Raw genomic sequence first — 26477 nt, 5'->3', positions numbered from 1 at the left:
GTGTTAATGACCCCGGGCTTTTATTTTAACTATGCAATAGCCGTGTCGCTTTACAACTGGAGCAGAATTAAGCATGAAAACGCTGATTATTGGGCCATCCTGGGTCGGTGATATGATGATGTCACAAAGCCTTTACCGTACTTTAAAGGCAGAGAACCCGGCAGTGGAAATCGACGTAATGGCTCCGGCCTGGTGTCGTCCGTTATTAGCCCGAATGCCCGAAGTCAATAAAGCGTTACCCATGCCTTTAGGTCATGGTGCACTGGCTATTGGAGAGCGTTGTCAGTTGGGTATACAACTACGCAAGGAGCGGTATCAACAAGCCATTGTTCTACCAAACTCGTTTAAATCGGCGTTGGTTCCGTTTTTTGCCCAAATTCCAGTTCGTACCGGATGGCGTGGAGAGATGAGATATGGTCTGTTAAACGACCTTCGCATATTGAATAAAGCTGCATTTCCATTAATGCTTCAGCGCTATGTAGCTTTAGCCTATAACAAACAGCGTATTTCCCGTGCAGAGGATATCCCTCAGCCCATTCTCTGGCCTCAGCTCCACGTTAGCCAAACCGAGATTGAAACCACCACCGCCGAATTCAATTTGAGTAATAGTCGGCCTGTTATTGGTTTTTGCCCCGGCGCTGAATTCGGTCCGGCAAAACGCTGGCCTCATTACCATTATGCTGCTCTGGCTAACAGCCTGATCCAGCAGGGGTACCAAATTGTACTGTTCGGTTCAGAAAAAGACAGAGAGGCAGGAGAAGAGATTGTTCACGCACTTCCCATCGGGTTACAGCTCCACTGTCATAATCTGGCAGGCAGCACTAAGCTGGAGCAAGCTGTCATTCTGATAGCCGCCTGTAATGCTGTGGTCAGTAATGACTCTGGATTAATGCATATTGCTGCGGCGCTCAACAGACCTTTAGTTGCCCTCTATGGCCCAAGCAGCCCGGATTTCACACCACCACTCAGTCGTGATGCCAGAGTGATCCGCCTGATTACCGGTTACCATAAAGTACGCAAAGGTGACTCTCAACAGGGTTATCACCAAAGCTTAATTGATATTCAGCCTGAACAAGTTTTAACTGAGCTCCAATTACTGTTATCTGGTAAGGAGATTCGGTAATGAGGGTACTGATAGTTAAAACCTCCTCAATGGGAGATGTTTTGCATACTTTGCCGGCACTCACCGATGCACAAAATGCAATTCCAGGCATTCGGTTTGACTGGGTGGTCGAAGAAGGATTTGCACAGATCCCTGGCTGGCATAGCGCAGTTGAGCAGGTTATTCCTGTCGCTATACGCCGTTGGAGAAAATCATGGTTTCGTGCAGATACTCGCAAAGAGAGAGCCGCATTTATTGCCCAACTGCAGAAATATCACTATGACGCAGTGATTGACGCGCAAGGATTAATAAAAAGCGCCTTTCTGATTACCCGAAAGGCCAGGGGGATAAAACACGGGCAGGATCGCCACAGCGCCAGAGAGCCGCTGGCCAGTTGGTTCTATGATATAAAGCACCCGATCCCTAAAAATCAACACGCGGTTGAACGTACCCGGCAACTATTTGCTCTCAGTCTTGGCTATTCTGTACCTGCTCAAAAAGGGGATTATGGTATTGCTCAGCGTTTTCTGACCACTCCTCCCGCAGATGCAAATACCTATTTAGTTTTTCTTCATGCCACAACCCGGGACAACAAACACTGGCCCGAACAACATTGGCGCGAGTTAATTGCCCTTACCGCAGACTCTGGATTAAAAATTAAATTTCCCTGGGGCGCACCTCATGAGTACGAAAGAGCAAAACGTTTAGCGAAAGGCTTTCAACATGTTGAAGTTTTACCTAAACTACCCTTGGAAGAAATTGCAAATGTGTTGGCCGGAGCCAAAGCCGTTGTTTCAGTGGATACCGGGCTGAGCCATCTTACTGCTGCACTGGATCGCCCCAATATCACCCTGTATGGACCAACAGATCCCGGGTTGATTGGGGGGTATGGAAAAAATCAGAGTGAAATATGCGCCTCTGATAAAAATTTGTTATCGCTAACGGCATCTTCAGTACAAGAAAAACTAAAAAGGTTTATGGGATGAAAACACTGCATGTTATCAATTTAGGTAAAATGGGTGGTGTCGAGCGACTTTTTATTGAGTATATCAACAGCGACAATGCAAAAGATGATGAGATTCTCTGCATCGGTGACCATATTGGTGAAGAGATCTTTAGTCAGTTAAAAAATAGAAATATTAATTTTGCCAATCGGATCGCTTCGGGCTTTTCCGGTTCAAAACTGAAATACCCTTCATTTATCAGAAAATACATTCTGAAAAGAAAAATTGAACAGGCCAATGCCGATCTGGTTATTGTCTGGGATCTGGTTCCCAGCCTGCCAGGTAAGCCTTCAAAAGGTAAGATGATTTATTACGATCACGGCTGTTCATGGCGATATAAGCATAATGAAAAAACTCTCCGTTTTTTTTCTATGCTAAGTGGATGCATATCAGCTTCCCACGCCTCTAAACGTGTTTTGCAGCTCAGATTCAACTTGCCTTGCCCGATAGATGTTGTTGTCGACCGAATTTTGACGCCTTCAAATATCGACCATATGCCAAAAACAATCGGTGAATGTATTCATATTGGTACTGCTTCACGATTAGTTGGTCTTAAAGGGGTAAGTGTTTCAATCCTGATGATGGCGGAACTTGTTAAACGTGGTATGAATGTAAAATTTCATATTGCCGGAAAAGGCCCTGAAGAGCAAAACCTGAGAAATTTAGTATCCCAACTAGGGCTGGACAACCACATTGAATTTCTGGGCTTCAAACAGGATCTTTCAGACTTCTTTAATAATATCCACGTTTATATGAGTACACCGGTAACTGAACCGTTCGGCTTATCCTGTATGGAAGCTTTATACTACGGTGTTCCTGTTATATTCCCTATGATTGATGGTCAGCCGGAAGTGATAAAACATGGCTATTGTGGTACCGGGTTAATTCCTTGCATTACACCACAGGTACATTATGATCAGACTAATATTAATGTTAATTTTCCTCATCAAATCTATGACCCGATAAATGATTGCTTATCTGATGCAGTGGTTTTATCGCATATTGAATGCGCAGATGCCGTCGAAGACATAGTAAAAAACCACTATCAAACATACAGAAATAACGCATTTCAGTACGTTAACGATAAATTTCAGTATGATAAATTTAGAGAGGAATTAGATAATTCCCTGTTGTCTATAGCGAAAAATGAAAGAAATTAACATAAAAATTAGTAAGTTAAACGATATTACTACATTCATTATTGCTATTGGCTGTATATTGTCGTTATTGATGATCCCGCTGGATATTCCTGTTGGCCGCAAAATTTTCTATGCTTGTGGTTACCTGTCTGTCATTGGTGTACTTGTTAAATGGCTCTATATTAAACAATCCTTTAAGAAACAGGATATGCTGGTTGCATTAAGCTTTTTCTTATTTGGATTGGTAAATATATTGTGGGTAGTGATTTTTAAACCAGCAGAAAATTATAGCCCAATATATGTCATCTTTATGAATATTGGTAAGATACTGATCTTATCTGCATTTTTGTTTTTATTTATCTCAAATAGTAAACAAAAGAGCGGAATTCTCATTAGTGCCATTGTCATAATTTCACTTGTAATGGATGCCTGCGTCTATTATCAACACTTTAAGCTGGTTTATGCCAGAGCTGAGTTAGGTACAGAAAAAGCAACTATTGCTGCTTATATTATCAGTATAATTAGTTCATTAGGGCTATCTGCTGTTCTGGAAACAAAACATAAGCTAAAGTTTTATATGTCTTTTTTCCTCTTTTTGATGGGCTTTTCTGCTATCATCTTAACTCAGACTAGGGCTGCTATTCTATTTTTCCCATTAGTTTCATTATTAAGCATAGTAATTAATAAAAATATATCTAAAGCCGCCGTCATAAAATCTATTGGGGTTTTTATCATTATTATTGTTGCCTCCGGATTTATCTTTAAAGATAAGTTAACCAGCCGTTATCATGATATGACTAACGACTGGTCTCAATACCAAAAAAATAATAGTGATACTTCTGTTGGAGCCAGATTTGCAATGGCAAATGTTGGTCTGAAATCTGGAATTGATTCGCCATTAGGACAATCAGCAGAAAGCAGAGCGGCGAGTGTTCTACAGATAGTCACCGCAGATCAAACCTTGTTTGGCGCTAACCAGTATGTAAATATTCATTTGCATAATGAAATTATTGATAACTTTTCTCTTAAAGGAATATTAGGAATTATATTTCTATTATTTGTTTATTTTACAATATTATATAAATCGATTCGTTCGAATTTAAATATTATGACGTTAAGCATAATATTAAGCACTATTGTCTATGGAATCAGTGACGTTCTATTTTTCAGCAAGGAATTCACCACTACATTTATCTTATGCCTTGTCATTAGCATATTGATCGATAATTCTAAAAATAATGTCGTTAATCATGAAAAAGAATAATTTTATACTTAGCGTTATAATTCCTTGCTATAACAGTGAGGAATTTATTGCACAGTGTCTGTTATCGATAACGGAACAAGTTCCTGCTAATAAAGTTCAGATAATTATTATTAATGATGGTTCCAGTGACCAGTCCGATCGCGCTATTAACGATTTTCTTGCCTCATATAGCAATCAAAATATTTTATATCAATACCGAAACAACGCCGGGGTTTCTGCCGCCAGAAATGCCGGACTGGATCTTGCTGAAGGTAACTATATTACTTTTATCGATTCCGATGACCTGCTAAGAAACAACTATTGGTCGGTAATTGAACCTCTGATTCTTTCTGAGCAATACGACCTGATTGACTTTAAATACGATCGTTTCTATCAAAATAACAATGAGATTAAAATTTTATCTCACCCTAACTCATATCAAAGTACGTCTGAATATAACCTGGCACAAACGTTTAAAACATCGGCCTGGCACGTTTGGACCCGCGTAATCAAAAGAGAGTTGGCGACGTCAGAATATTTTGAAGTAGGGAAACGTTACGAAGATATGTTGTATACACCTTATCTGTACCTGAAGGCTAAAAAGATATTACATCTGGATCATTCACTCTATTTGTACAGAGATAACCCTAATAGCATCACACGCAATATCAGAGCAGGAGATATACAAGATATCTCTCTTTCTGTAAAAAAGATGATTCGTTATATCAAAGATAATCATCAGGAAAATGACGAACAGTTGAAAGAATTAACCACCTATATGATCGTTAATTTTGTGCAGGAAGTTCGTAAAATGTACAAAAAGATATACGGTTACTATAACTATAACGATACAACTATCGAGGAAATCAAAGAATTTCTGTCATATTGTGACAGAAGGCACATTAGTCTTCGCACTTATTTGCGGATGAGATTTCTTCACGTAGACAAATTACTTTCCCGGTTAAGATATAAACAGTACAAATCGAAAAAATAGCCATACTACACACTATCTTATGATGATCTGATGAAAGTACTAACCTTTAATTTTCACTTCAGATTGATAAAACTCCGCCATTGTCATTCCCTGCGTCCGTTCACTCAACCATTCAAATAACTCTTCAAGATCGCGATACAGCTGCTCTATCGAGGCTTCATCTTTAAACGTAGGGCTCCCCCCTGGCATAAACTCCGATGAATGAAGCATAAATTCTACGTAATTTTTACCTTCGTTCAGGCATTGTTGAGCTACATGCTTCATCTCTTCAACATTATTACCTTTAGGACGAAGCCAACGCGTCGACGGTGGCCGTTTTTTACCACGTAAACCATCATAAAATTGCTTAAAGGAATTCTGTAAAGACCCATATTTCAAACGAGTACTCATCGGAACTTGTAGCAAACCTGATGTTCCTGGTTTAGAAATATCATTCAGGTCCATGAAATAGGCACCATCAGGAAACCGGCTGTAATTGGTGCCGCCCTCCCCATTCGGATTACCTTTTACACCGCTCCAGTCAACATAAGGAGTGACAGAACAATCAACCTGATAGCCAAACTCATGCAATAACTGAGCATATTGCTCATTAAACGCCCAACGACCAGCGCGATGGCTTACCATCTTAATACTGAAGGCATCTTCCAATAGATGAGTCATGGCGATCACTTTCTCTCGCATAACCTCAGCAGGATATTCAATCAGATAGGGTTTATAACGATCATCATCATTGGTCAACGTGAACGATGGCGGGCTATTCCAGGCATGCAAATGCATACCAATTTCCCCTTGCTTACCAGCAATAACTTCTTTGGCAAAGGCCACATAATCAGGCGAAACCGCCATTTCGTAGTTTGTCAGGTAAGTGGGTTTAAAACCATATTGCTCACACAGCTGTTGGAATCGACCTAAATAGTTAGCATTGTGGGTAGAGATGTTTTTGGTATTAATCCAAAGATTATCACCTTCAGTATCGATAGAAATCAGGAAAGCAGGTTTCTGTACCATATAACAAACATCTTCTCTTCTATGCCATAGATAAACCAATGCTACTCACTCTGCTCAGCGGGTGCAAATGAAGTCTGCTCAGTAACTCAATTTTACTCATATTGACTAGCACGATTGATCGCTAAAGTGATGTTATACTGACGCGATTGATGGCCATAAGTCCTCTTTTTCGCAAGGAATACCGGTATGAATCCAATCCGTCTTGCTATTGTCCGGCAAAAATACCGTCCGGATGGCGGTGCTGAACGCTTTATTTCCCGAGCTCTGGAAGCGTTAAAAGATCATAACCTTTCACTGAATGTCATCACACGAGAATGGCAGGGCGAGCAGAATCCTGACTGGCATATTTTTCACTGTAATCCAACCAAATGGGGAAGGATCAGCAGAGAAAGAGGATTTGCACAAGCTGCAAGACAAATTTGGCAGCGGGAGCACTTTGATTTAGTTCAAAGCCACGAGCGCATCCCTGGCTGCGATATTTACCGTGCCGGTGACGGTGTTCATCAACGCTGGCTGCAACAGCGAGCACGAATACTGCCCGCCTGGCGTCAAAAATTCCTGTTTAACGATCGCTATCATCGTTACGTTATGAATGCAGAGAAGGAAATGTACTCTGCCCCGGAACTGCGTGCCGTTATCTGTAACGCAAATATGATTAAGCAAGAGATCATGGAAGACTTTGGCGTACCTGAAGATAAAATTAACGTTATCTATAATGCCATTGATAGTCAGCGTTTTATTCCTGCCGATGAACAGCAAAGACATCAACTCCGTACACAGTTGAATATCGACGCTAACGTATCTTGTCTGATTTATGTGGGCTCCGGGTTTGAACGTAAAGGATTAGAAGCGGCGATCGGGGCGATTGCGCCCACCCAACGCCATTTGATGGTTGTAGGTAAAGACAAAGAAGAAAAACGTTATAAGCATCTGGCGATCAGTTTAGGTTGCCAAAATCGTGTACATTTTGTTGGTGTACAAAATAACGTCTTACCCTACTACCAGATAGCTGATGGCTTATTGCTACCATCACTATACGATCCATTTCCTAACGTTATTTTAGAAGCAATGGCCTGTGGACTACCGGTAATCACAAGCAATACTTGTGGTGGTTCAGAATTTATTGAGCCGGGAGCTAACGGTTTTGTTTGTGATGCATTAGATATTAATGCGTTAACAACAGCTATTAACGAATTACCACAACATGCGTTAGGTTCTTCAATGGGTCTGGCTGCCAGAGAGAGGGTACTGCATCAAAATGCCAGCCTGCTTTCACAGCAATTAGTGAATCTGTATCAACGCTTGATGAGTAACTAAATGAGAATTCTATTTATTATTGATGGACTTCCCGGCGGCGGAGCCGAAAAAGTGGTACTGACGCTGGCTGAAGGAATGAAAAATTTAGGGCACCAGGTTTCACTCATCTCTCTGCGTGACGTCTGTGACTACTCAATCCCGACAGGCATTGAATATACTGTGCTGTCTGATGATACCCGAGTTTTCTGGCGGAAACTGACCGAAATTAAACGTCGCGCCAGGTTGCTCGACCGGGAAATCGTCAGTCGTCAGAACAGCAATGGGCAATTCGATCTGATATTTTCTAATTTGCATAAAACAGATCGTATTGTCAGCCAGTGTCAGAGTCTTAACTGGTCAAAGGTCTGGTTCTGCATTCATGGTGTTTTTTCTGCTTCCTATCTGGGAAATAAACAGGGTTTCAGCCATTGGCTGAAAAAACAAAAAATCAGCCGTGTTTACCAACATAAAAATATTGTTGGTGTTTCTCAGGCAGCTCTCGACGATCTGATTCAACAATTTGATATCACTCCGGGGAAAACAGCGCATATTGCTAACCCATTTGATATTGATGCTATCCATTCCCTTGCGTCAGAGCCTTGTGAATTAGCCGGAACCGACTATTTAATTCATGTGGGCCGTTTACATCCTAATAAACGCCATGACCGTCTGCTAAAAGCCTATGCTAAAACTCAGCTTCCGTACCCCTTAGTACTCATTGGCAAAGGCAGTAAAGCCTATACTGATGAACTAAAAAATCTGGCGAAAACGCTCAATATTGAAGACAGAGTGAAATTCATGGGTTTCTGCCCTAACCCTTATCCTTATATCAAACACGCTAACACACTGATTCTAAGTTCAGATAGTGAAGGATTTGGTAATGTGTTGGTTGAAGCCTTAATCTGCGGTACTCCTGTAGTCAGTACCAACTGCCCGGGAGGGCCATCCAGTATACTTACCGGTAATTTAGCCGTTGGTCTGTCTGAATTGAATGAAGATGATTTAGCAAAAAAGATCGTTTCGGTTACACATCAGCCACCAACAATAGAAGAAAAACCGCTTCTGGACTATGGTATTATTCCAACCAGTTCAAAGTACCTCGCTCTCGCGAACAATTAATTAGTTTAAGATATCACCGGATGCTATCTGGCGTCCGGTGATTGTGGATATATTATGTTGCGGTTGATTTACTCATTTCTGCTGTACTTACTACAACCTCTGATATGGCTTCGCCTGTTTTTGCGTGGACGTAAAGCACCAGCCTACCGAAAGCGCTGGGCGGAACGATATGGATTTTGCAAAGGCAAAGTCAAACCTGATGGCATCATGCTGCATTCTGTTTCCGTGGGCGAAACATTAACGGCAATTCCTCTGGTCAGGGCATTACGCTACCGTTATCCGACATTACCGATTACCGTCACGACAATGACCCCAACCGGCTCAGAGCGCGTATTATCGGCATTTGGTGATGATGTCCACCATGTTTACCTGCCCTATGATTTACCGGGTTCAGTGAACCGTTTCCTGAATCAGGTCAGGCCCAAATTAGTTATCATTATGGAAACTGAACTTTGGCCAAATTTAATCCATCAATTGAATAAACGTCATATTCCTCTGGTCATCGCCAATGCCCGGCTGTCAGAACGCTCTGCTAATGGTTACAGTAAACTGGGTAATACAGTACGAACCATGCTACAAAAAATCACACTGATTGCCGCACAGAATCAGGAAGATGGTGAAAGATTCATTCAATTGGGTCTGAAGCGTTCACATTTAGCCATCACAGGTAGTCTTAAGTTTGATATTTCGGTTACGCCAGAACTTTCTGCCAGAGCGTTAAGTTTAAGGCGTCAGTGGGCTCCTCACCGTCCGGTCTGGATAGCGGCCAGTACACATGATGGAGAAGAGGATATTTTACTGGCAGCGCATGCCACCCTTCTCAAACGTTCTCCTGACCTGCTGCTGATTCTGGTTCCACGCCATCCGGAGCGTTTCCCTGTTGCTCAACAGCTGACTTCCCAGGCCGGAATGAAATTTATTACCCGCAGCAGTGGTGATGTGCCGACAGCAGAAACCCAGGTCGTAATAGGCGATACCATGGGAGAACTTATGCTGTTATATGGTATTGCCGATCTGGCTTTTGTGGGTGGTAGTCTGGTAGATCGTGGTGGTCACAATCCGCTGGAACCAGCAGCTCATGCCATACCGGTATTAATGGGGCCCCATATCTTCAACTTTAAAGATATCTGTAACAAGCTGGAACAAGCTGAAGGTTTGGTAACGATTAAAGATGCGGACTCTTTAGCCGATGCTATTGAACCACTACTGATAGATGAAGAATACCGCAGCTATCGCGGACAAAGAGCCGTTAATGTACTGCTGCAAAATCAGGGGGCGTTAGAAAAACTTCTGACGCTTTTAGAACCCTATTTACCAGCCCGGAGCCATTAACTCGTGGATAAAAAACGTCTTTCTGTGGTGATCATTGCAAAAAATGAAGCCGGATTATTGGCTGATTGCCTGCAATCCGTCCAATGGGCCGATGAAATTATTTTGCTGGATAGCGGTAGCACAGACAACACCCTGCAAATTGCACAACAGTATGGCGCCAAAATCTTCTCTCATACCGAGTGGCAGGGCTATGGCAAACAGCGTCAGATAGCTCAAAGCCATGCCAGCGGTGATTACATCTTTATGATCGATGCTGATGAACGCATAACGCCAGAACTTCGGACATCCCTTGAGCAAATCATTCATAGTGAAGCCCGTCCTGAACAAGTTTATAGCTGCGCACGCCGTAACTACTTTTTAGGTCGGTTTATGCGCCATAGCGGTTGGTATCCCGATCGGGTTATTCGACTTTATCAAAATAGCCTTTATCGCTATAACGATAATCTGGTTCATGAATCAGTCGATTATGGTAACGCTCAGGTTATTCCTTTGAGTGGCGACTTGCTGCACCTGACCTGTCGGGATTATTTTGTCTTTCAGCGAAAGCAGTTTAACTATGCGGAAGGCTGGGCTAAACAAAGTTATCAACGTGGAAAAAGAGCATCGATGTTCTCTGCGGTCACTCATGCCTCCGGAGCATTTTTTAAAACCTGGTTGTTACGACGTGGCTTGATGGATGGAAAACACGGTTTCCTTCTTGCTTGTATCAATGCCCAATATACATTTAATAAATACGCGGCACTCTGGGCAATCCACCAACAGGAGAACATCAGCAAATGACATTACGCAGAGCTGAATTCACTAAAGCAATTTATCCGGGTACTTTTGATCCTATGACCAACGGTCATTTGGATATCATCACCCGCAGTGTGAACATGTTTGACCATTTGGTACTTGCCATTGCCCGCAGTCCCGGTAAAAACACACTTTTCTCTCTGGAAGAGCGCGTTGAATTAGCCAAAGCCGTTACTGCTCACCTTCCCAGCGTTGAAGTGATTGGATTTGGTGAGTTAATGGCCCATTTTGCCCAAAAACAAAAAGCCAATGTCTTGATTCGCGGATTGCGGGCAATATCTGATTTTGAGTATGAACTCCAGCTTGCCAGTATGAACCGCCACCTTATGGCTGATTTAGAAAGCATTTTTTTGATGCCTTCAGAAAAATGGTCATTCGTCTCATCTTCTCTGGTAAAAGAAGTGGCGCGTCACGGTGGCGATGTAAGCTCATTTTTGCCTCCCGTTGTTGCAGAGGCCTTGCTGAAAAAACTGGGTTAATTAATGCTGGCAGTGACGACAGAAAAAAGTCGTTCGCTGCCCATGTTTTTCACTTTCAATCAATGTGCCACAAGTTTTACAGGGTTCTCCGGCTCGACCATAAACTTGTAGTTCCTGTGCAAAATAACCGGGTTTACCATCCGCCTGTAAAAAATCTTTCAGGGTAGTCCCCCCTTGTTCAATGGAACGCTGCAAAACTTTCTTGATAGTTAAAGCCAGCCGCTGTGCTTCAGACTCTGTTAATGAGCCCGCCGGACGCTGCGGTAATATTTTCGCTTCAAACAGTGATTCACTGGCATAGATATTACCAACGCCAACCACCAGTTTATTATCCATTAACCACGGTTTGGTCAGCGTCTTTTTGGCCCGTGAACGAGTAAACAGATATTCTCCACTAAACTCATCACTAAGCGGTTCCGGCCCCAGATGTTTAAGCACATTACTGCTCGTCAGATCTTCCTCCCATAGCCAGGCACCAAAGCGTCTTGGGTCGGTATAACGCAGTACCTGTCCCGTAGACAGAATAAAATCCACATGGTCGTGCTTACCCGGCTCAATAAATTCCGGCAGAATTCTGACGCTACCCGACATGCCAAGATGACCAATAATCCAACCGCCTGGCAGTTCAATCAGCAAGTATTTAGCTCGTCGTTGAACGCTTAAGACTGGCGTATTTTCTAATGCCATAATTTGTCCGGAAACAGGCCAACGTAGCTTAGGCTGGCGAACAACCGCTTTAACAATATGATGTCCAACCATATAAGGTTCTATTCCGCGACGACTGGTTTCTATTTCCGGTAATTCTGGCATTGACCACCTTCTTGTTTTTACTTTTATGCCACAAAGCATCGATCATACACATAAGCGGGTATGGCATAAAGTTACCCAAGACTTCATTGGCAGATAATCTTCAGGCAATAAAAAACCCGACCGAAGTCGGGTTTTGATATACGTTATACAACGAAAATAAAATTACTTAATTTTAGCTTCTTTGTACAGAACGTGTTGACGGACAACTGGATCGAATTTCTTCAATTCCAATTTTTCCGGCTTAGTACGCTTGTTCTTCGTGGTGGTATAGTAGTGACCTGTACCAGCTGAAGAAACCAGCTTGATCTTCTCGCGAATACCTTTAGCCATGGTTCAGTTCCTTAAAACTTCTCACCGCGGGCACGAAGATCGGCTAACACCGCATCGATACCCTTCTTATCAATTACACGCATACCTTTAGCAGATACACGCAAAGTTAAAAAGCGCTTTTCACTCTCAATCCAAAAACGATGTGAGTGCAGGTTAGGCAGAAAACGACGCTTGGTCGCATTCAGTGCGTGAGAGCGGTTATTACCACTCATTGGGCGCTTGCCGGTAACTTGGCAGACTCGTGACATGTCAAAATTCTCCAAAAATCAAATCAGCTCGAGCTTCGTTAGGATGTTGGCTGCCTCGTCAGGCTTTAGAGCCAATCTCAGCAAATTCAGCCAAGATGAGACGTTAAGTCAGGTCGGAACCTGCTGAGATAGGCTCGCATACCACATCCGTGATCCTCAAAGGTGGCGTAGTATACGCCCTTAGCTGGCAGGGCTCAAGTCCTGAACGGACAAAGATCCCATAAGATCGCAAAAAATACTTTAAATCCACCCTCTTTCAGCGAAAGAAACGTACTCTCCGCGCCCAATAACAATGTGATCAAGCACTTGGATATCCAGTAACGAACAGGCTTCGCGCACTTTTTCAGTAACGTAACGATCCGCCTGACTGGGTTCTGCCATTCCGGAGGGGTGATTATGCGCTAATATGACTGCCGCTGCATTTGATTTTAACGCCTCACGCACAATTTCTCTGGGATGTACCTCAACGCTGTTTAACGTACCGGTGAACATCTCCTTATGATAAAGCACCCTGTTTTGGTTATTCAAAAACATCACAATAAAGATTTCACGATCCCGCTGGGTCAGCAAACTTTGCAAATAACGTCGGGTAATCTGCGGATTATTAATTGAACACTCCTTTGCCAGTTGATGGCCTAAAAAACGTCGGGATAGTTCAACCGATGCCTGCAACTGAGAATATTTAGCCAGCCCCAACCCCCTGACATCGCAAAATCGGACATAATCTGCAGACATTAACCCATATAAAGAACCAAATTCTTTTAATAACTGTCGGGCAAAATCCAGTACATGAATTCCGGGTACCCCTGTACGTAAAAAAATAGCTAACAGCTCATCATCAGACAGTGAGGCCGCTCCATTTTGTAGTAGTTTCTCTCTGGGCGCCCCCTGAGCGCTCCAGACCATCATCGTTGTATTTGCCATCTTATCCTCCCGCTAACAACATTCTGATGATGGCGAAAAAGAGAAGCGAACCTGAAAAGTGATTTCTGGAAGAAACCTCCAAAAATGAAATAGAGGAGTGCATTTTGTTACCCTTTACCCTGGCGCTATCGCACAAATCCTTAATGAATACGATATTAAAAGGGCAATGATTGACACCCAGGACCAAAAAAGCGGTTATGATTTTTGCTATAGCATCTTACAATTACTGTATATATAATCAGTAAAAATGTTTATTTTATGTTCATCTCGTCGACCTTAATATATAAGGCATTAATACAGCAGAAACACGTAGCCTGTAATCTGTACGGTAACGACAACAAAGTTACTTCAGACAGATAACTCTCCTTCGACGGGGTTATGATAAAATCCACAACACGCTTTTAATCATCAGGGTAATGACCCTGACAATCTACAGGGCAGCTATCATGGCAATGTTGAATGGTAAAAAAATTGTACTGGGCATCAGTGGTGGCATTGCTGCCTATAAATGCCCGGAAATTGTACGTCGCCTGAAAGATCAGGGGGCTGATGTCCGCGTTGTCATGACAGCGGCAGCAAAAGCGTTTATTACCCCACTCACTCTGCAGGCTGTTTCTGGCTATCCGGTTTCTGATGATTTACTCGATCCCGCGGCAGAAGCCTCGATGGGCCATATAGAGTTGGGCAAATGGGCCGATCTGGTGGTTATTGCGCCAGCCACCGCAGATATACTGGCCCGCATTGCCGCCGGAATGGCAAATGACCTGCTCACAACCATTTGTCTGGCTACCAGTGCGCCTGTCGCAGTGGCTCCCGCCATGAATCAGCAAATGTATCGCGCTCAGGCAACCCAACATAATTTGCAGGTTTTAGCCTCACGCAATCTCCTTTTATGGGGGCCTGACAGTGGTTCTCAAGCCTGTGGTGATATAGGCCCGGGAAGAATGCTGGACTCGCTTTGCATTGTTAAGCACTGCGTCGAATTTTTTAACCCCGTTCAGGACCTGGCGGGTATCAATATCATGCTTACGGCGGGCCCGACCCGGGAGGCTCTGGATCCGGTTCGTTTTATCAGCAACCACAGCTCGGGAAAAATGGGTTATGCTATCGCTAAAGCTGCTGCTGAACGGGGCGCCTCCGTTACGCTGGTCAGCGGCCCGGTTCAATTACCCACTCCTGTGAACGTAACTCGCATTAATGTCACCAGCGCGTTGGAAATGCGTGATACCGTTATGCAGTTAGCGGGATCACAAAACATTTTTATTGCCTGTGCCGCCGTTGCCGACTACCGTGCAGAGCATATCGCCGATGAGAAAATTAAAAAACAGGGCGACGATTTAGTATTAAAAATGGTAAAAAACCCCGACATTGTCGCCGGGGTAGCGGCAATGACCACTAACCGCCCCTTTGTTGTAGGGTTTGCGGCTGAAACCCAGAATGTGGAAGAATATGCGCGGCTTAAGCTGGCCCGCAAGAATCTTGATCTTATTTGTGCGAATAATGTATCGCTATCTGGTCAAGGTTTTAATAGCGATACCAATGCATTACACCTGTACTGGTCAAACGGCGAGATGAGTCTGCCTTTGAGCGACAAATCTTCGCTTGGTCAAAAACTGATGGACGAGATAGTCAAACGTTATGATGAAAAAAATTGACGTAAAAATTCTGGATCCCCGCATTGGCAGTACCTTTCCACTGCCAACCTATGCAACCGTTGGCTCTGCCGGCTTAGACCTGCGCGCCTGTCTGGATGCTGCAGTGACATTAAATCCGGGAGAAACCCAGTTATTACCAACCGGCCTGGCGATTCATATTGCCGATCCTTCACTGGCTGCGGTGATCTTACCTCGTTCGGGTCTTGGCCATAAACATGGCGTGGTACTGGGCAATCTGGTTGGCTTAATTGACTCCGACTATCAGGGGCAACTTATGGTTTCCGTCTGGAACCGTGGTCAAATCCCCTTTATTGTTGAACCCGGTGAACGTATTGCCCAAATGGTTTTCGTACCTGTGGTACAGGCCGAATTCAATATTGTTGAAGACTTTGAAAGCAGTGAACGTGGTGAAGGTGGTTTTGGCCACTCCGGTCGCCAGTAATTATTTCCGTTCTGAATGCCATAATAAAATAGTGTAACTCAACACTATCGTTAGTTGTTTGGAAGTGGGTTGACCCCCACTTCTTATTAGGATGTCACTGGACATGGTCGAAAAAGTAACAAAGAAAAATCGCAAGGAAGACATACTGCAAGCGCTGGCTCAAATGCTGGAGTCAAGTGACGGTAGTCAGCGAATTACTACGGCAAAACTTGCTGCCACTGTTGGTGTTTCAGAGGCGGCTTTGTATCGCCATTTCCCCAGCAAAATGCGCATGTTCGATAGTTTGATTGAGTTTATCGAAGATAGCCTCAATAGCCGTATTAACCTAATCTTACAGGATGAGAAGGATACCTATAATCGCATTCGCTTAATCATATTGTTAGTGCTCGGTTTTGCAGAAAAAAATCCAGGGTTAACCCGCATAATGACCGGGCATGCGTTAATGTTTGAGCAAGACAGACTTCAGGGGCGGATTAACCAGCTATTCGAACGAATAGAGACCCAGCTACGCCAGGTTTTACGCGAGAGAAAGCTGCGTGAAGGCCAGTCGTTTAGCTATGATGAAGGGCTGATTGCCAGCCAGTTACTCGCCTTTTGTGAAGGAATGATGTCGCGCTTTGTTCGCTCAGAATTCCGTTATCGCCCGACAGAAGAATTTGAACTGCGTTGGCCAATGCTGGTTTTGCAATTGCAGTAACCCGCCCGGCACAACCAAACATCTAAAAAGAAAACCCCCAAAGCAATTATCTTCGGGGGTTTTCTTTTTAGCTAAATACAAACAGATAATGAGTACGCTGTTCTCATCGGTTATTTCTGGCTGTTTTCCGGTTTAGCCACTGTGCCATGCTTTTTGGCCTTTACTCCTTCCCTGACTTTCGCTACATCACTTTCAGTAACGGCAGAAGCCTTATTGCCCCAGCTGTTACGAATAAAATTAACCACATCAGCGATTTGTTTATCCGTCAGTCGAGTATCAAAAGCTGGCATATCATAAGAGGTTGGTGCTTTTATTGTTGCAGGTACTACGCCACCTTTCAGAACAATATGAATCAGCGAAGTTGTATCGCTGCTCGCCAGTACCGGATTACCTGCCAGCGCCGGGAATACTTCTGCGTATCCTTTACCATCAGTTCGGTGACAAGCCGCACAGTTATCAACATAAACACTGCCACCAACCATACTGTCATCGCCGTTAAAGAGCGCTTTAGATACCGTTTCATCGTACTTAAACGGCTGCTGATTGGCAGATTTCGGTGGTAACGTTTTTAAATAGCGAGCAATAGCAGTTAAATCCTCATCGCTCATGTATTGCATACTTTGAACAACCACATCGCTCATGCCACCAAAGACTGCCGTATAAGCGGTGCGCCCGGTGCTAAGGAATTGAACCAGTTGTTCTTCAGTCCAACTGCCTAAGCCATCAAGCCGATCGCCACGTAGATTTTTAGGAACCCAGCCATCCATCGGTTCACCTCCGGACAGATAGAGATCCCCCTCTTCACTGGTTAATGCTTTTTCCTGCATACCAAAACCACGAGGGCTATGACATGCACCACAGTGCCCCAATCCTTCAACCAGATAAGCACCGCGCGCCACTACAGGATCCTGATGATCTGTCGCTTTAAACGCTTTAACTTCCGGTGCAAACGTCCAGCGCCAGACAGAGAGTGGCCAACGCATAGAGAGCGGCCAGGTGATATCCGTACCTTTATTTACCTGATTAACCGGCTGTACACCGTGCATAAAATAAGCATACAGCGCTTGCATATCCTCATCAGTTACGCGCGCATAAGAGGGATAAGGCATGGCAGGATACAGTGTATGGTCCTTACCAATGCCGTGACGTACTGCATTATCAAAATCGGTAAAGCTGTACTCACCGATACCGGTCTGTTTGTCCGGCGTTATATTGGTAGAAAAAATAGTTCCGATTGGGGATTCAATCGGTAATCCTCCGGCAAACGGCTGACCACCCGATACCGTATGGCATGCCACACAGTCACCAGCACGGGCAAGGTATTCACCCTGCTTAATCAGTTTGGCATCGGTATAGTCGATATTGTCCGCAGCCCTGGCTGAGGTTACTAAGCCTATGGTTAAACTGGCGGCAAGAAGCAGTTTTTTCATTTTTCCGTCTCCTGTTATGCCTGCACCAGTGGGCCAGGTTTTTTCAGATATTGCTCACGTATTGCATTAGCTGACCAGTACGCCAATGCACCCACCAACCCGGTTGGGTTATAACCAAAGTTTTGTGGAAATACACAAGCCTGCATAACAAAGACGTTCGGTACACCCCAGCTTTGCAAATGACGGTTTACCACGCTGGTTTTAGGATCGCTGCCCATAATGGCGCCCCCGGTATTATGGGTCGTCTGGTAAGGTCGGGTGTCATACCGGGCACCCAATTTTTTGGCATTCACTTTATAAGATTCAGGATTCATTGCTTTGGCAATTTCCCCGGCTTTGTTAGTAGTAAACTGTGCCATCTTGATCTCATTGTCATGCCAGTTAAAAGTCATACGTAGCAGCGGTTGATCATTACTATCAGTATAGTTGGGATCCAGATCCAGATAACTGTCGCGATATGACATGACCGAACCGGATGAACTGATATTCATCACCCGCTGATAGCTATCCTGAACGGCAACTTTCCATTCAGAACCCCAGGCTGGGGGTTTTCTGTATACAAAAAAGCCCTGAGTGATACTCAGGGCTCTGGTGCTAACTAATTATTGACTTAGCGCCTATTTAAACTTCTGGAAGAAATCGTTACCTTTATCATCCACCAGAATAAATGCCGGGAAGTTTTCTACTTCGATTTTCCAGATAGCTTCCATGTCCAGTTCAGGATAAGCCACGCACTCCAGGCTCTTAATACTGTTTTGCGCCAGGATAGCCGCTGGTCCACCAATACTACCCAGATAGAAGCCACCATGTTTCTTACAGGCATCGGTCACCTGTTGGCTACGGTTGCCCTTAGATAGCATAATCAGGCTACCACCGCGAAACTGGAAGGCATCCACATAGGAGTCCATACGACCCGCCGTCGTTGGGCCCAGTGAACCGGAGGCATAACCCTCTGGCTTCTTCGCCGGACCTGCATAATAGATTGGGTGGTCTTTAATGTACTGTGGCAGATCTTCACCTTTATCCAACAGCGCCTGCAGACGTGCGTGAGCGATGTCACGACCAACGATGATAGTCCCCGTCAGAGAAACGCGGGTTGAAACCGGATACTTTGACAGCTCAGCAAGGATCTCAGGCATAGGACGATTAAGATTAATATGAACCGCCTCCCCTTCACCGGCTTCCCGGTATGACTGTGGAATATATTTACCCGGATTGTCTTCCAGCTTCTCAATCCAGATACCTTCTTTGTTAATTTTCGCTTTAATATTACGGTCCGCAGAGCAGGAAACTCCCATGCCAATTGGGCAAGAAGCGCCGTGGCGAGGTAAGCGGATAACACGAATATCATGGGCAAAATATTTACCACCAAACTGCGCGCCAATACCCAGATTCTGCGCCGCTTTCAGCAGTTTTGCTTCCATATCTAAATCACGGAATGCCTGACCACCTTCATTACCCGTGGTTGGCAGTTCATCATAATATTTAGCTGAAGCCAGCTTCACCACTTTCAGGTTGGTTTCAGCAGAGGTACCGCCAATAACAAAAGCCACATGGTAAGGAGGACAAGCCGCCGTACCCAGGCTCTTCATTTTTTCGATCAGGTATTTTTCCAGTTTTTCTGGCGTCAGCAGCGCTTTTGTTTCCTGATACAGCATGGTTTTGTTCGCAGAACCACCACCTTTAACAATGCACAGGAATTTATACTCAGAGCCCTCGGTGCTATAAAGGTCGATTTGTGCAGGCAGGTTACAGCCGGTATTCACCTCATCGTACATATTCAGCGGCGCATTCTGAGAATAACGCAGGTTATCTTCCACGAAGGTATTGAACACACCGCGGGATAAAGCTTCTTCATCATTACATCCCGTCCAGACGTTCTGACCCTTTTTCCCCATAATGATGGCGGTGCCGGTATCCTGACAGAAAGGCAGAATGCCTTTAGCGGCAATTTCAGCATTGCGCAGGAATGTCAGCGCAACATACTTATCGTTTTCACTGGCTTCCGGATCTTCCAGAATTTGGGCCACCTGAGCCTGATGTGCAGAACGCAGTAGAAAAGAGGTGTCATGCAACGCATGCTGTGCCAGCAGTGTCAGTGCTTCAGGTTCAACTTTAAGGATCTCATTTCCATCAAACTCCGATACCGAAACGTGATCTTTTGTCAGTAAATAATATTCTGTATCGTCTTTTCCTAATGGGAAGGACTCCTGATATTTAAATTCAATCGTTGACATGTGCTTCCAGCCTTTTATAAGTTTTTTGAAAAAATCAACACGATATACCGTGACTGATGCCTGAGCGACGCCGACACCATAAAGTAAGGAGACTGTTTATACAACTGTTTGTGAACCCATCAGGCTCATAAATTTAAAGCTTTTTTATTATGCTGATTTTATAAGAGTTTTATTTATTTTTATTATGATTTTAATGAACAGAATCGCACTGAGAGGAGCATAAAATATCCGGTAGACATATCTGAAAGCGGTGCGCTATACCCTTTTACCACTGCTTTTGCAGGTATAGCACACGCTAATTACATCACAGGAACCCATACGCAGCGGCAAATATCCAGCCAAATACGCAAGAGACACCCACACCGATTAAGCCCGGCAGAATAAAACTATGGTTAATAACAAAGCGACCGATACGGGTAGTACCAGAGCGGTCAAACTGGATAGCTGCCAGGTCACTTGGGTAAGTTGGCAGAATGTAGTAACCATAACAGGCAGGAGCAGAAGCAACGATGTATGCAGGGTCAACGCCAATAGCCAGAGCTACAGGAACAATTGCCGCCAGCGCGGCAGCCTGAGAGTTAACAAACTTCGATACCAGCAGTAATACAATGGCATAGGCCCACGGATACTTGGTGACCAAATCCCCCAGAACGGATTTGATTTCGGACATATGTGCACCAAACATGGTTTCTGCCATCCAGGCGATACCATATACCGCCACGATAGCAATCATCCCCGAACGGAACACCTCATTCTTCGAAATTAGTGCCGGATTGGTTTTGGTAATGATGATGATCAATGCCCCGGACAGTAGCATAAACATCTGAATAACCAGTACCATCGACAGTGCTTTACCATCAAAGGAAGGACGCAGGTTAGAGAAAGCACCCAGCAACGCAACAACGGCGATGGAAGCCAGGAAAATCCACATTGCAATCCAGTTACTGGTTGGCAGTTTTTTGTCTAACAGCGTTGCAGTATCACCATAAACATAATGTTTGTTTTCCGGAACGGAGATAAATTTCTGGAAGTCTTCATCTTTATCCAAATCTTTACCACGGAACCAGCTAAAAATACCAATCGCCAGAATACCAATCAGAGTTGATGGAATAGTAATCGACAGCAGATCTAAAAATTCCAGATGCTTACCGTTAAAAGTAAAATTCCCTAACATCGCTACCAGAGAAACTACCGCTACGGATACCGGGCTGGCAATGATACCCATTTGGGCACCGATGGAGCTGGCAGCCATTGGGCGCTCAGGACGAATATTATTCTTAATCGCAACGTCATAAATAATGGGGAGAATGGTGTACACCACGTGGCCGGTACCGCAGAGAATCGTCAAGGTACAGGTAACAAAAGGCGCCACAATAGAGACATACTTTGGATTTTTACGCAGCAGCTTTTCCGCTATCTGCAGCATTACATCTAAGCCGCCGGAGGCCTGTAATGTCGCTGAGGCAGCCACCACCGCAATGATTACCAGCATTACATCAACAGGCGGTTTACCCGGCTGAAGATGGAACACAAATACCAGAATAACTAAACCCACACCGCCCAGTAAACCGAGCGCAATACCACCTTTACGTGCCCCATAGAACAGACAGATCAAGATGATAATAAGTTGTATAGCAAAATCCATGTATACCCCCGAACATACCAATTAATAATCAAAAAAAGTGAATCTGTTATCTGAAATTTAATTGTTTTGTTATTTTTAATTTGTCAGTGATTTTCATCACATTATTAAGGCTAATCCCAAACGATGAGCGCCTTGCCAAAACATATGAAATTATAAAGTTAATAATTATATCAAAATCTAATTATTAAATTCCCCTGTTATACTCCCATATGGTTATTCGACTATATATGGTTTGATCCATCTATTTTTTGATGCAGATATAATTTTTAACTAATAGTTTGGGTGCGAACGATATATAAAAGGGAAATTAAACGATACAAGAGAAAACAGAGCAGTTCAGTGATACCAAGGGTTAACGACCTGTGAATTATTCAATGAATATATACAACAATATATGTTCATTTTATTAACCAATAAATAACAATTTAATATTATATGGATTGTTCAGGCAGGCATTTAATTAATATAAGAAGAACCATCAACAGGCAGGATAAATTTTCACCATGAAGAAAACAAAAGATTAAGCTACTAATCCATTATGTCACTATCAATAAAAAATATAAAAGCCACACAATAGTGGCTTTTATAGAATGATTATATATATTTCATTTTTCGGGATTGATATACGTATACCTATCATCTATTTCTAAGCCAAGTTCATTTGCTATTTTAATTATCTGGCTATATTCATCTTTACTAATCACAACATCATAATCAGCGATATGGTCACATAACGTCTCAAATGCTAATACAACTTCTGAGAATTCGATATATTCAAGCGCAAAGTCAATAAGCGTAGGATCCAGTCGATTTTTTAATCCGTTACCTAATAAATTAATTTGCTTACTTATATCCATGATATTTTTTCTCTTTACTTAATTGGCTTTAACGCAGGTGGAATTGGTTTATCATCTGGGAATGCCGTTACGATTTTACCATTCGCTGGCTCATATACCACTCGAACACGTACCCCATCCCTAACCTCCCAAGCAACCCATCTTGCTGCTTTACCAGCGTTAGTATATATACCTCCTGCTCCCGATTGAGCAAACCATTGGGTGCTAGGGGAAGTAACTATATCACCTACATTACTAACAACTCTTTCAGGGGGCCAGTTATTAGGGAAAAAGGTCTTTCCTGGTTGTCCTGGAAATAAATGCCCACCACTACCTGGCTTATCGCCATAAAGCGTATGCATTTTGGTTTCCGAAGAGAGAATATCAACATAATCTATTTTAGGTAATGGTTTATCATAAAGGAACGAATTAGCATCATATTTACTAATATGAGACTCAACATCAGTAACTTTCCCATTTGCTTTTATACTAAATTCACCTTCACCGGCTTTCCAATTATAAGAAGGTTCTGTTGTTCCTTTTGTCGATGATGTTCCAGCTTGAGTCGTCGCCTCACCCGGTTTAACCGCTATCTTCCCGGCACCACCCAACGCCAGAAAATCCAGACCATAACCAATCTTTTCATAACCTTTAGCATTCGCACACTCACCCCAGCTCATACCCATACAGGTACCGATCCATTCTGCTGCAACAGCACTGGTTCCATCCAGTGAATTAACAAAATCGGGATCCAGACCCACCATTCTCAGATAAGTATATTCTTCCGTGCTGGCTCTTCCATCCAGCAATGCCTGAGCTTTCGCGGTATCATTTGAAGCCATTGCCTCACCTTGTTCTTCAAGGTTGGCATTAGATCGCCGAATGGCCTCTTTCTGAACTTGTTGCTGACAAGATGCCTGACTACCGCCACCTGACAGACAGGATTTCATCATATCAGCCAGTAATTGCGGTTCACCTTTGCTCAGATAGTTATTAACCGCCGCATTCTTCCCCGCCTGCGCCCCCGCAAACGCATTCGCGGTACTATCCCCTGTGATACCCCCGGCCAGCCCTGCTGCCAGCGTACTTAATAAACTGATGGTCTGCCGCTGCTCTTCTGTCAACATACCACGATCGGTATCCGGATACAGCTGTTTAGCAATATACTCTCCCGTGGCGGCACCTGCGGCACCGGCTAAGGCCGAGTTACCATTGACATGGGCCACCACCGCACCCAATACCGCATGCGCCATGATATTTGCTTCATCATGGCCTTTGGTCAGGTCCTTAATCACATTCGCTACATAAGGTGCCGAAGCCCCCGCCAGCGCCTGTGACATATCGCCCCCGGCAAGCCCCTGTAACGCTGCTACCACCGCCTGTGTGGCTCGCTGAACATCACCACCGGTACCAAAGGTGCGTAACCCGTTTTCATAGGCCCGATCTTCTATCGCTTTCTGAGTCAGCGTGGCTGCCAGTCCTTCTGCAACTAAATCCGCTTCTGCCTGTGCTGATGCCGCCGGATCTTTCTTCGCTTTTTCACCGTAAATCGCACCCTGAGTGGCAACGATATCGATCATCTGACCGCCTATCTCTCCTATCAGTTGGATCTCTTTTAACCGATTCTGCTCTTTCTCTTTATCAAAAATAGGACTGATACTGCCATTGGCATGCTCAACATCACGGCTTAAATCAGCAATATCCTGCTGCTGATTTGCCTTATCCCGAATAATAATTTCCCCTTCGGAGATGGCCGCCCGTGTTATACCCGAAGCACTGCCGTCATTGCCGCCAACGGCAATCATACCGCCTGCCACGTTGCCGATAAACTTACCGCCACCGTCCCCACCGGCACTAATCGATACCCCCTGATGCTCGGTTTTAAACTCGGCCTTATTCTCAATATTACTGAAGCCCAGCGTACCGGTATCAAGCCGGTTTTTATCCGCACCGGCGGTACTACTGATAACCGCACCGTCAAGCTGAGTGTGCTCACCTACCCTAATATCAAAGCCACCCGAACCCGCATAAATCCCGGTCTGTTCCTGAACGCTATCATAAGTGCTGTGCATCCTGTCGCGGCTATAGCTGAAATTACCGCCTGCGTTAGAACCCGAAATCGGGATACTCATCCCACCGCTGACGCTCTGCTGCTTCGCATCGTAATTGTCGCTGTCCTGCTGGCTTTGTAGATGCAGATCGCGCCCGACATTCAGGGTTACCTGTTCACCGCTGACCAGCGCCCCCATCAGCGTCGTATCACGCTGGCTATTGATGGTCAGTTGATTACCGGTATCAATAGTCGTTTCAGCCCACTGAGTGCCATTCCCTTTGTCATGACCACGACTCTTATTGGCATTAGCGAAGATACTCACGCCCATATTACCTTCAGTGCCCATACCCGCACTAACGCCAATAGCCCCGCCGCTACTGCTGTTCTTTCCTGTGGTTTCCTGGGTATTGGCAGCCCCCAGTAACAGCACATCCTGCTCTGCACTCAGCGTCGTGTTTCCACCGGCTTTAAGCTGGCTTCCTCCAATCGCAATATTGCCGCTGGCCACGCTATCACCGTTACCATAAGCAATAATGCTCAGGTTATTACCCGCATTCAGCGCCGAGCCTTTAATCGTATTCTGATCCAGATGCTGCTGCGAAGAGGATTTCTGAGAACCCACCGAGGCACTGATACCAATCAGATTGTCAGATTTATCTTTCACATCTTTTACGCTATCCAGCACGGCTCCCTGTACCGCCTGAACCCCATACAGCGCTGACTTCACGCCATTGAGCGCCGCCAGACGATCGTCGCTTTCATCTCTGGCCTGTTGAGCCGCAGTAAAACCTGAATTAATCGCTCCACCCACCACACCAGAAAGCGCCAGATTAAGCCCCTGCGTTTTCTGCTCATAGCGTTCATCACGCTGACGCAGGTCATGCCCCGGATCTATCAGCACGTTATCCGCAATAATATTGATGTCTTTTGACGCGATAACATCTGAACCACCAATATGTGCCTGCCCACCGGCAACAACACTCACGCTGCCACCGGTGGAGCCTATCATGCTGGCACTCTGGCTTTGAGTGGTACTGGCATCATCAATCTGATGGCGCGAATGGGTAGTACCGATGGTAAAGCCAAGACCACCACCGCTGAAGACACCGCTCTTTTTCTTTTCATTCAACTGGTAAGTGGACTGCTCTTCAACCGCTGCCAGAATATTGATGTTATTTCCGGCGGTTAGCTTCAAATCGCCATCACCAATAACCGATGAGCCGGAAATATTCAGGTCATTACCGGCCAATAACGTCACATTATCACCGCTAAACAGCGAACCTTTTTCACTGGTCGCGTAATCCTGTTCCACTTTATGGGTAACGGTTTTCGACATAAAACCGGATTTCTTTTTGGTTTCCTCAAAGAAGCGATAATCACTTTCTGTTGCCGTCGTGATGTTGATATCCCGACCGGCCCGGGCATAAATATCCTCTTTTGCCGTTACCGATGCCGCCTGAGCATGAATGTCCTGTCCGGCAATAACCTGAACCTGTTTTCCGGCAACAATTTCCGTCCCCTGCTGACGTACAGATTCATTAATTTCTTTCTTGCGCTTACCGTAGGTTTCCTGATATTCCCGGCTTTCTGCCGTGGTCAGATTAACGTCACGCCCGGCAACTAATGCAACGGAATCCTCTGCGGTAATGCCTGCAGCTT

The 26477-nt window shown here is 44.5% G+C and carries 23 protein-coding genes and 1 pseudogene; 13 read left to right on the top strand and 11 right to left on the bottom strand.

What is annotated here, in order from left to right; all coding sequences use genetic code 11:
• Window positions 1-73: 73 nt before the first annotated feature.
• From rfaF to LPW36_RS10425, 5 genes are read left to right on the top strand one after another with little or no spacing between them, the layout of a single operon-like run.
• Entirely contained in the window at window positions 74-1123 is a 1050-nt protein-coding gene (gene rfaF / locus LPW36_RS10445; RefSeq protein ID WP_230609601.1) for an ADP-heptose--LPS heptosyltransferase RfaF, read from the top strand.
• Window positions 1123-2088, top strand: a complete 966-nt coding sequence (rfaC, locus tag LPW36_RS10440) for a lipopolysaccharide heptosyltransferase RfaC (RefSeq protein WP_230609600.1) — start codon at window positions 1123-1125, stop codon at window positions 2086-2088. The genes rfaF and rfaC overlap by 1 nt, the downstream gene beginning before the upstream one ends.
• A complete protein-coding gene (locus tag LPW36_RS10435) occupies window positions 2085-3266 on the top strand; it encodes a glycosyltransferase (RefSeq protein WP_230609599.1) in 1182 nt (393 codons plus the stop codon). The genes rfaC and LPW36_RS10435 overlap by 4 nt, the downstream gene beginning before the upstream one ends.
• On the top strand, window positions 3253-4509 hold the full coding sequence (locus LPW36_RS10430; protein WP_230609598.1) for an O-antigen ligase family protein: 1257 nt from the start codon (window positions 3253-3255) through the stop codon (window positions 4507-4509). Before LPW36_RS10435 ends, LPW36_RS10430 begins: the two co-directional genes overlap by 14 nt.
• The gene (locus LPW36_RS10425; protein ID WP_230609597.1) at window positions 4496-5482 is read left to right on the top strand and encodes a glycosyltransferase; all 987 of its coding nucleotides are present in this window, start codon (window positions 4496-4498) and stop codon (window positions 5480-5482) included. Before LPW36_RS10430 ends, LPW36_RS10425 begins: the two co-directional genes overlap by 14 nt.
• 39 nt (window positions 5483-5521) lie before the next feature.
• Here LPW36_RS10425 and LPW36_RS10420 read toward each other — a convergent pair whose 3' ends face one another.
• The gene (locus LPW36_RS10420) at window positions 5522-6490 is read right to left on the bottom strand and encodes a polysaccharide deacetylase family protein (RefSeq protein WP_230609596.1); all 969 of its coding nucleotides are present in this window, start codon (window positions 6488-6490) and stop codon (window positions 5522-5524) included.
• Between the two features lie 186 nt (window positions 6491-6676).
• Here LPW36_RS10420 and LPW36_RS10415 point away from each other — a divergent pair, with 186 nt between their 5' ends.
• The 5 genes from LPW36_RS10415 to coaD are packed head-to-tail and all read left to right on the top strand — an operon-like array spanning window position 6677 to window position 11511.
• Window positions 6677-7807, top strand: a complete 1131-nt coding sequence (locus tag LPW36_RS10415; protein ID WP_230609595.1) for a glycosyltransferase family 4 protein — start codon at window positions 6677-6679, stop codon at window positions 7805-7807.
• Window positions 7808-8905, top strand: a complete 1098-nt coding sequence (locus LPW36_RS10410) for a glycosyltransferase (protein WP_230609594.1) — start codon at window positions 7808-7810, stop codon at window positions 8903-8905.
• Window positions 8906-8959: 54 nt separating this feature from the next.
• Window positions 8960-10237, top strand: coding sequence for a lipid IV(A) 3-deoxy-D-manno-octulosonic acid transferase (gene waaA / locus LPW36_RS10405; protein WP_420844764.1), 1278 nt, complete (start codon window positions 8960-8962; stop codon window positions 10235-10237).
• 3 nt (window positions 10238-10240) lie between these two features.
• Window positions 10241-11017 carry a glycosyltransferase family 2 protein gene (locus tag LPW36_RS10400; protein WP_230609593.1) on the top strand — a complete coding sequence of 259 codons (777 nt, stop codon included), beginning with the start codon at window positions 10241-10243 and terminating at the stop codon, window positions 11015-11017.
• Window positions 11014-11511, top strand: coding sequence for a pantetheine-phosphate adenylyltransferase (gene coaD / locus LPW36_RS10395; RefSeq protein WP_108900749.1), 498 nt, complete (start codon window positions 11014-11016; stop codon window positions 11509-11511). Before LPW36_RS10400 ends, coaD begins: the two co-directional genes overlap by 4 nt.
• Here coaD and mutM read toward each other — a convergent pair whose 3' ends face one another.
• The 4 genes from mutM to radC all read right to left on the bottom strand — a co-directional run bounded on the left by mutM (window position 11512) and on the right by radC (window position 13808).
• Window positions 11512-12321 (bottom strand): bifunctional DNA-formamidopyrimidine glycosylase/DNA-(apurinic or apyrimidinic site) lyase, encoded by an 810-nt coding sequence (gene mutM, locus LPW36_RS10390; protein WP_230609592.1) that lies wholly within the window; start codon window positions 12319-12321, stop codon window positions 11512-11514.
• A gap of 162 nt (window positions 12322-12483) precedes the next feature.
• A complete protein-coding gene (gene rpmG / locus LPW36_RS10385; RefSeq protein WP_029093261.1) occupies window positions 12484-12651 on the bottom strand; it encodes a 50S ribosomal protein L33 in 168 nt (55 codons plus the stop codon).
• Between the two features lie 11 nt (window positions 12652-12662).
• Complete coding sequence (gene rpmB / locus LPW36_RS10380; RefSeq protein ID WP_230609591.1) at window positions 12663-12899, bottom strand: 50S ribosomal protein L28; 237 nt, start codon at window positions 12897-12899, stop codon at window positions 12663-12665.
• Between the two features lie 240 nt (window positions 12900-13139).
• On the bottom strand, window positions 13140-13808 hold the full coding sequence (radC, locus tag LPW36_RS10375; RefSeq protein WP_420844766.1) for a RadC family protein: 669 nt from the start codon (window positions 13806-13808) through the stop codon (window positions 13140-13142).
• A gap of 461 nt (window positions 13809-14269) precedes the next feature.
• Between radC and coaBC the strand changes: the two genes are divergently transcribed.
• The 3 genes from coaBC (at window position 14270) to slmA (ending at window position 16617) form a co-directional block, all read left to right on the top strand.
• Window positions 14270-15478 (top strand): bifunctional phosphopantothenoylcysteine decarboxylase/phosphopantothenate--cysteine ligase CoaBC, encoded by a 1209-nt coding sequence (gene coaBC, locus LPW36_RS10370; protein ID WP_230609589.1) that lies wholly within the window; start codon window positions 14270-14272, stop codon window positions 15476-15478.
• The gene (gene dut / locus LPW36_RS10365; protein ID WP_230609588.1) at window positions 15462-15920 is read left to right on the top strand and encodes a dUTP diphosphatase; all 459 of its coding nucleotides are present in this window, start codon (window positions 15462-15464) and stop codon (window positions 15918-15920) included. The genes coaBC and dut overlap by 17 nt, the downstream gene beginning before the upstream one ends.
• A gap of 103 nt (window positions 15921-16023) precedes the next feature.
• Window positions 16024-16617 carry a nucleoid occlusion factor SlmA gene (gene slmA / locus LPW36_RS10360; RefSeq protein WP_130593311.1) on the top strand — a complete coding sequence of 198 codons (594 nt, stop codon included), beginning with the start codon at window positions 16024-16026 and terminating at the stop codon, window positions 16615-16617.
• A 110-nt stretch (window positions 16618-16727) separates the two neighbouring features.
• Here slmA and LPW36_RS10355 read toward each other — a convergent pair whose 3' ends face one another.
• The 6 genes and pseudogenes from LPW36_RS10355 to LPW36_RS10330 all read right to left on the bottom strand — a co-directional run.
• A complete protein-coding gene (locus LPW36_RS10355) occupies window positions 16728-18047 on the bottom strand; it encodes a cytochrome c (protein ID WP_230609587.1) in 1320 nt (439 codons plus the stop codon).
• Between the two features lie 14 nt (window positions 18048-18061).
• Window positions 18062-18592: pseudogene (locus LPW36_RS10350) on the bottom strand (GMC oxidoreductase); the annotation flags it as partial.
• 72 nt (window positions 18593-18664) lie between these two features.
• On the bottom strand, window positions 18665-20284 hold the full coding sequence (locus LPW36_RS10345) for a fumarate hydratase (RefSeq protein ID WP_230609586.1): 1620 nt from the start codon (window positions 20282-20284) through the stop codon (window positions 18665-18667).
• 304 nt (window positions 20285-20588) lie between these two features.
• The gene (locus LPW36_RS10340) at window positions 20589-21929 is read right to left on the bottom strand and encodes an anaerobic C4-dicarboxylate transporter (protein ID WP_230609585.1); all 1341 of its coding nucleotides are present in this window, start codon (window positions 21927-21929) and stop codon (window positions 20589-20591) included.
• A 605-nt stretch (window positions 21930-22534) separates the two neighbouring features.
• Window positions 22535-22786 (bottom strand): MafI family immunity protein, encoded by a 252-nt coding sequence (locus tag LPW36_RS10335; protein ID WP_108899891.1) that lies wholly within the window; start codon window positions 22784-22786, stop codon window positions 22535-22537.
• Between the two features lie 14 nt (window positions 22787-22800).
• Window positions 22801-26477: hemagglutinin repeat-containing protein (locus LPW36_RS10330; protein ID WP_230609584.1), on the bottom strand; the 3677-nt coding region annotated here is incomplete at its 5' end.

Origin of the sequence: Limnobaculum eriocheiris (assembly GCF_021010575.1) — a bacterium.
Taxonomy (GTDB): domain Bacteria; phylum Pseudomonadota; class Gammaproteobacteria; order Enterobacterales; family Enterobacteriaceae; genus Limnobaculum; species Limnobaculum eriocheiris.
This window is presented reverse-complemented; position numbering and strand designations above follow the sequence as displayed.

Coding starts and splice junctions, on each gene's coding strand:
- rfaF (WP_230609601.1), top strand. CDS start 74: ATGAAAACGCTGATTATTGGGCCATCCTGGGTCGGTGATATGATGATG.
- rfaC (WP_230609600.1), top strand. CDS start 1,123: ATGAGGGTACTGATAGTTAAAACCTCCTCAATGGGAGATGTTTTGCAT.
- LPW36_RS10435 (WP_230609599.1), top strand. CDS start 2,085: ATGAAAACACTGCATGTTATCAATTTAGGTAAAATGGGTGGTGTCGAG.
- LPW36_RS10430 (WP_230609598.1), top strand. CDS start 3,253: ATGAAAGAAATTAACATAAAAATTAGTAAGTTAAACGATATTACTACA.
- LPW36_RS10425 (WP_230609597.1), top strand. CDS start 4,496: ATGAAAAAGAATAATTTTATACTTAGCGTTATAATTCCTTGCTATAAC.
- LPW36_RS10420 (WP_230609596.1), bottom strand. CDS start 6,490: ATGGTACAGAAACCTGCTTTCCTGATTTCTATCGATACTGAAGGTGAT.
- LPW36_RS10415 (WP_230609595.1), top strand. CDS start 6,677: ATGAATCCAATCCGTCTTGCTATTGTCCGGCAAAAATACCGTCCGGAT.
- LPW36_RS10410 (WP_230609594.1), top strand. CDS start 7,808: ATGAGAATTCTATTTATTATTGATGGACTTCCCGGCGGCGGAGCCGAA.
- waaA (WP_420844764.1), top strand. CDS start 8,960: ATGTTGCGGTTGATTTACTCATTTCTGCTGTACTTACTACAACCTCTG.
- coaD (WP_108900749.1), top strand. CDS start 11,014: ATGACATTACGCAGAGCTGAATTCACTAAAGCAATTTATCCGGGTACT.
- mutM (WP_230609592.1), bottom strand. CDS start 12,321: ATGCCAGAATTACCGGAAATAGAAACCAGTCGTCGCGGAATAGAACCT.
- rpmG (WP_029093261.1), bottom strand. CDS start 12,651: ATGGCTAAAGGTATTCGCGAGAAGATCAAGCTGGTTTCTTCAGCTGGT.
- rpmB (WP_230609591.1), bottom strand. CDS start 12,899: ATGTCACGAGTCTGCCAAGTTACCGGCAAGCGCCCAATGAGTGGTAAT.
- radC (WP_420844766.1), bottom strand. CDS start 13,808: ATGATGGTCTGGAGCGCTCAGGGGGCGCCCAGAGAGAAACTACTACAA.
- coaBC (WP_230609589.1), top strand. CDS start 14,270: ATGGCAATGTTGAATGGTAAAAAAATTGTACTGGGCATCAGTGGTGGC.
- dut (WP_230609588.1), top strand. CDS start 15,462: ATGATGAAAAAAATTGACGTAAAAATTCTGGATCCCCGCATTGGCAGT.
- slmA (WP_130593311.1), top strand. CDS start 16,024: ATGGTCGAAAAAGTAACAAAGAAAAATCGCAAGGAAGACATACTGCAA.
- LPW36_RS10355 (WP_230609587.1), bottom strand. CDS start 18,047: ATGAAAAAACTGCTTCTTGCCGCCAGTTTAACCATAGGCTTAGTAACC.
- LPW36_RS10345 (WP_230609586.1), bottom strand. CDS start 20,284: ATGTCAACGATTGAATTTAAATATCAGGAGTCCTTCCCATTAGGAAAA.
- LPW36_RS10340 (WP_230609585.1), bottom strand. CDS start 21,929: ATGGATTTTGCTATACAACTTATTATCATCTTGATCTGTCTGTTCTAT.
- LPW36_RS10335 (WP_108899891.1), bottom strand. CDS start 22,786: ATGGATATAAGTAAGCAAATTAATTTATTAGGTAACGGATTAAAAAAT.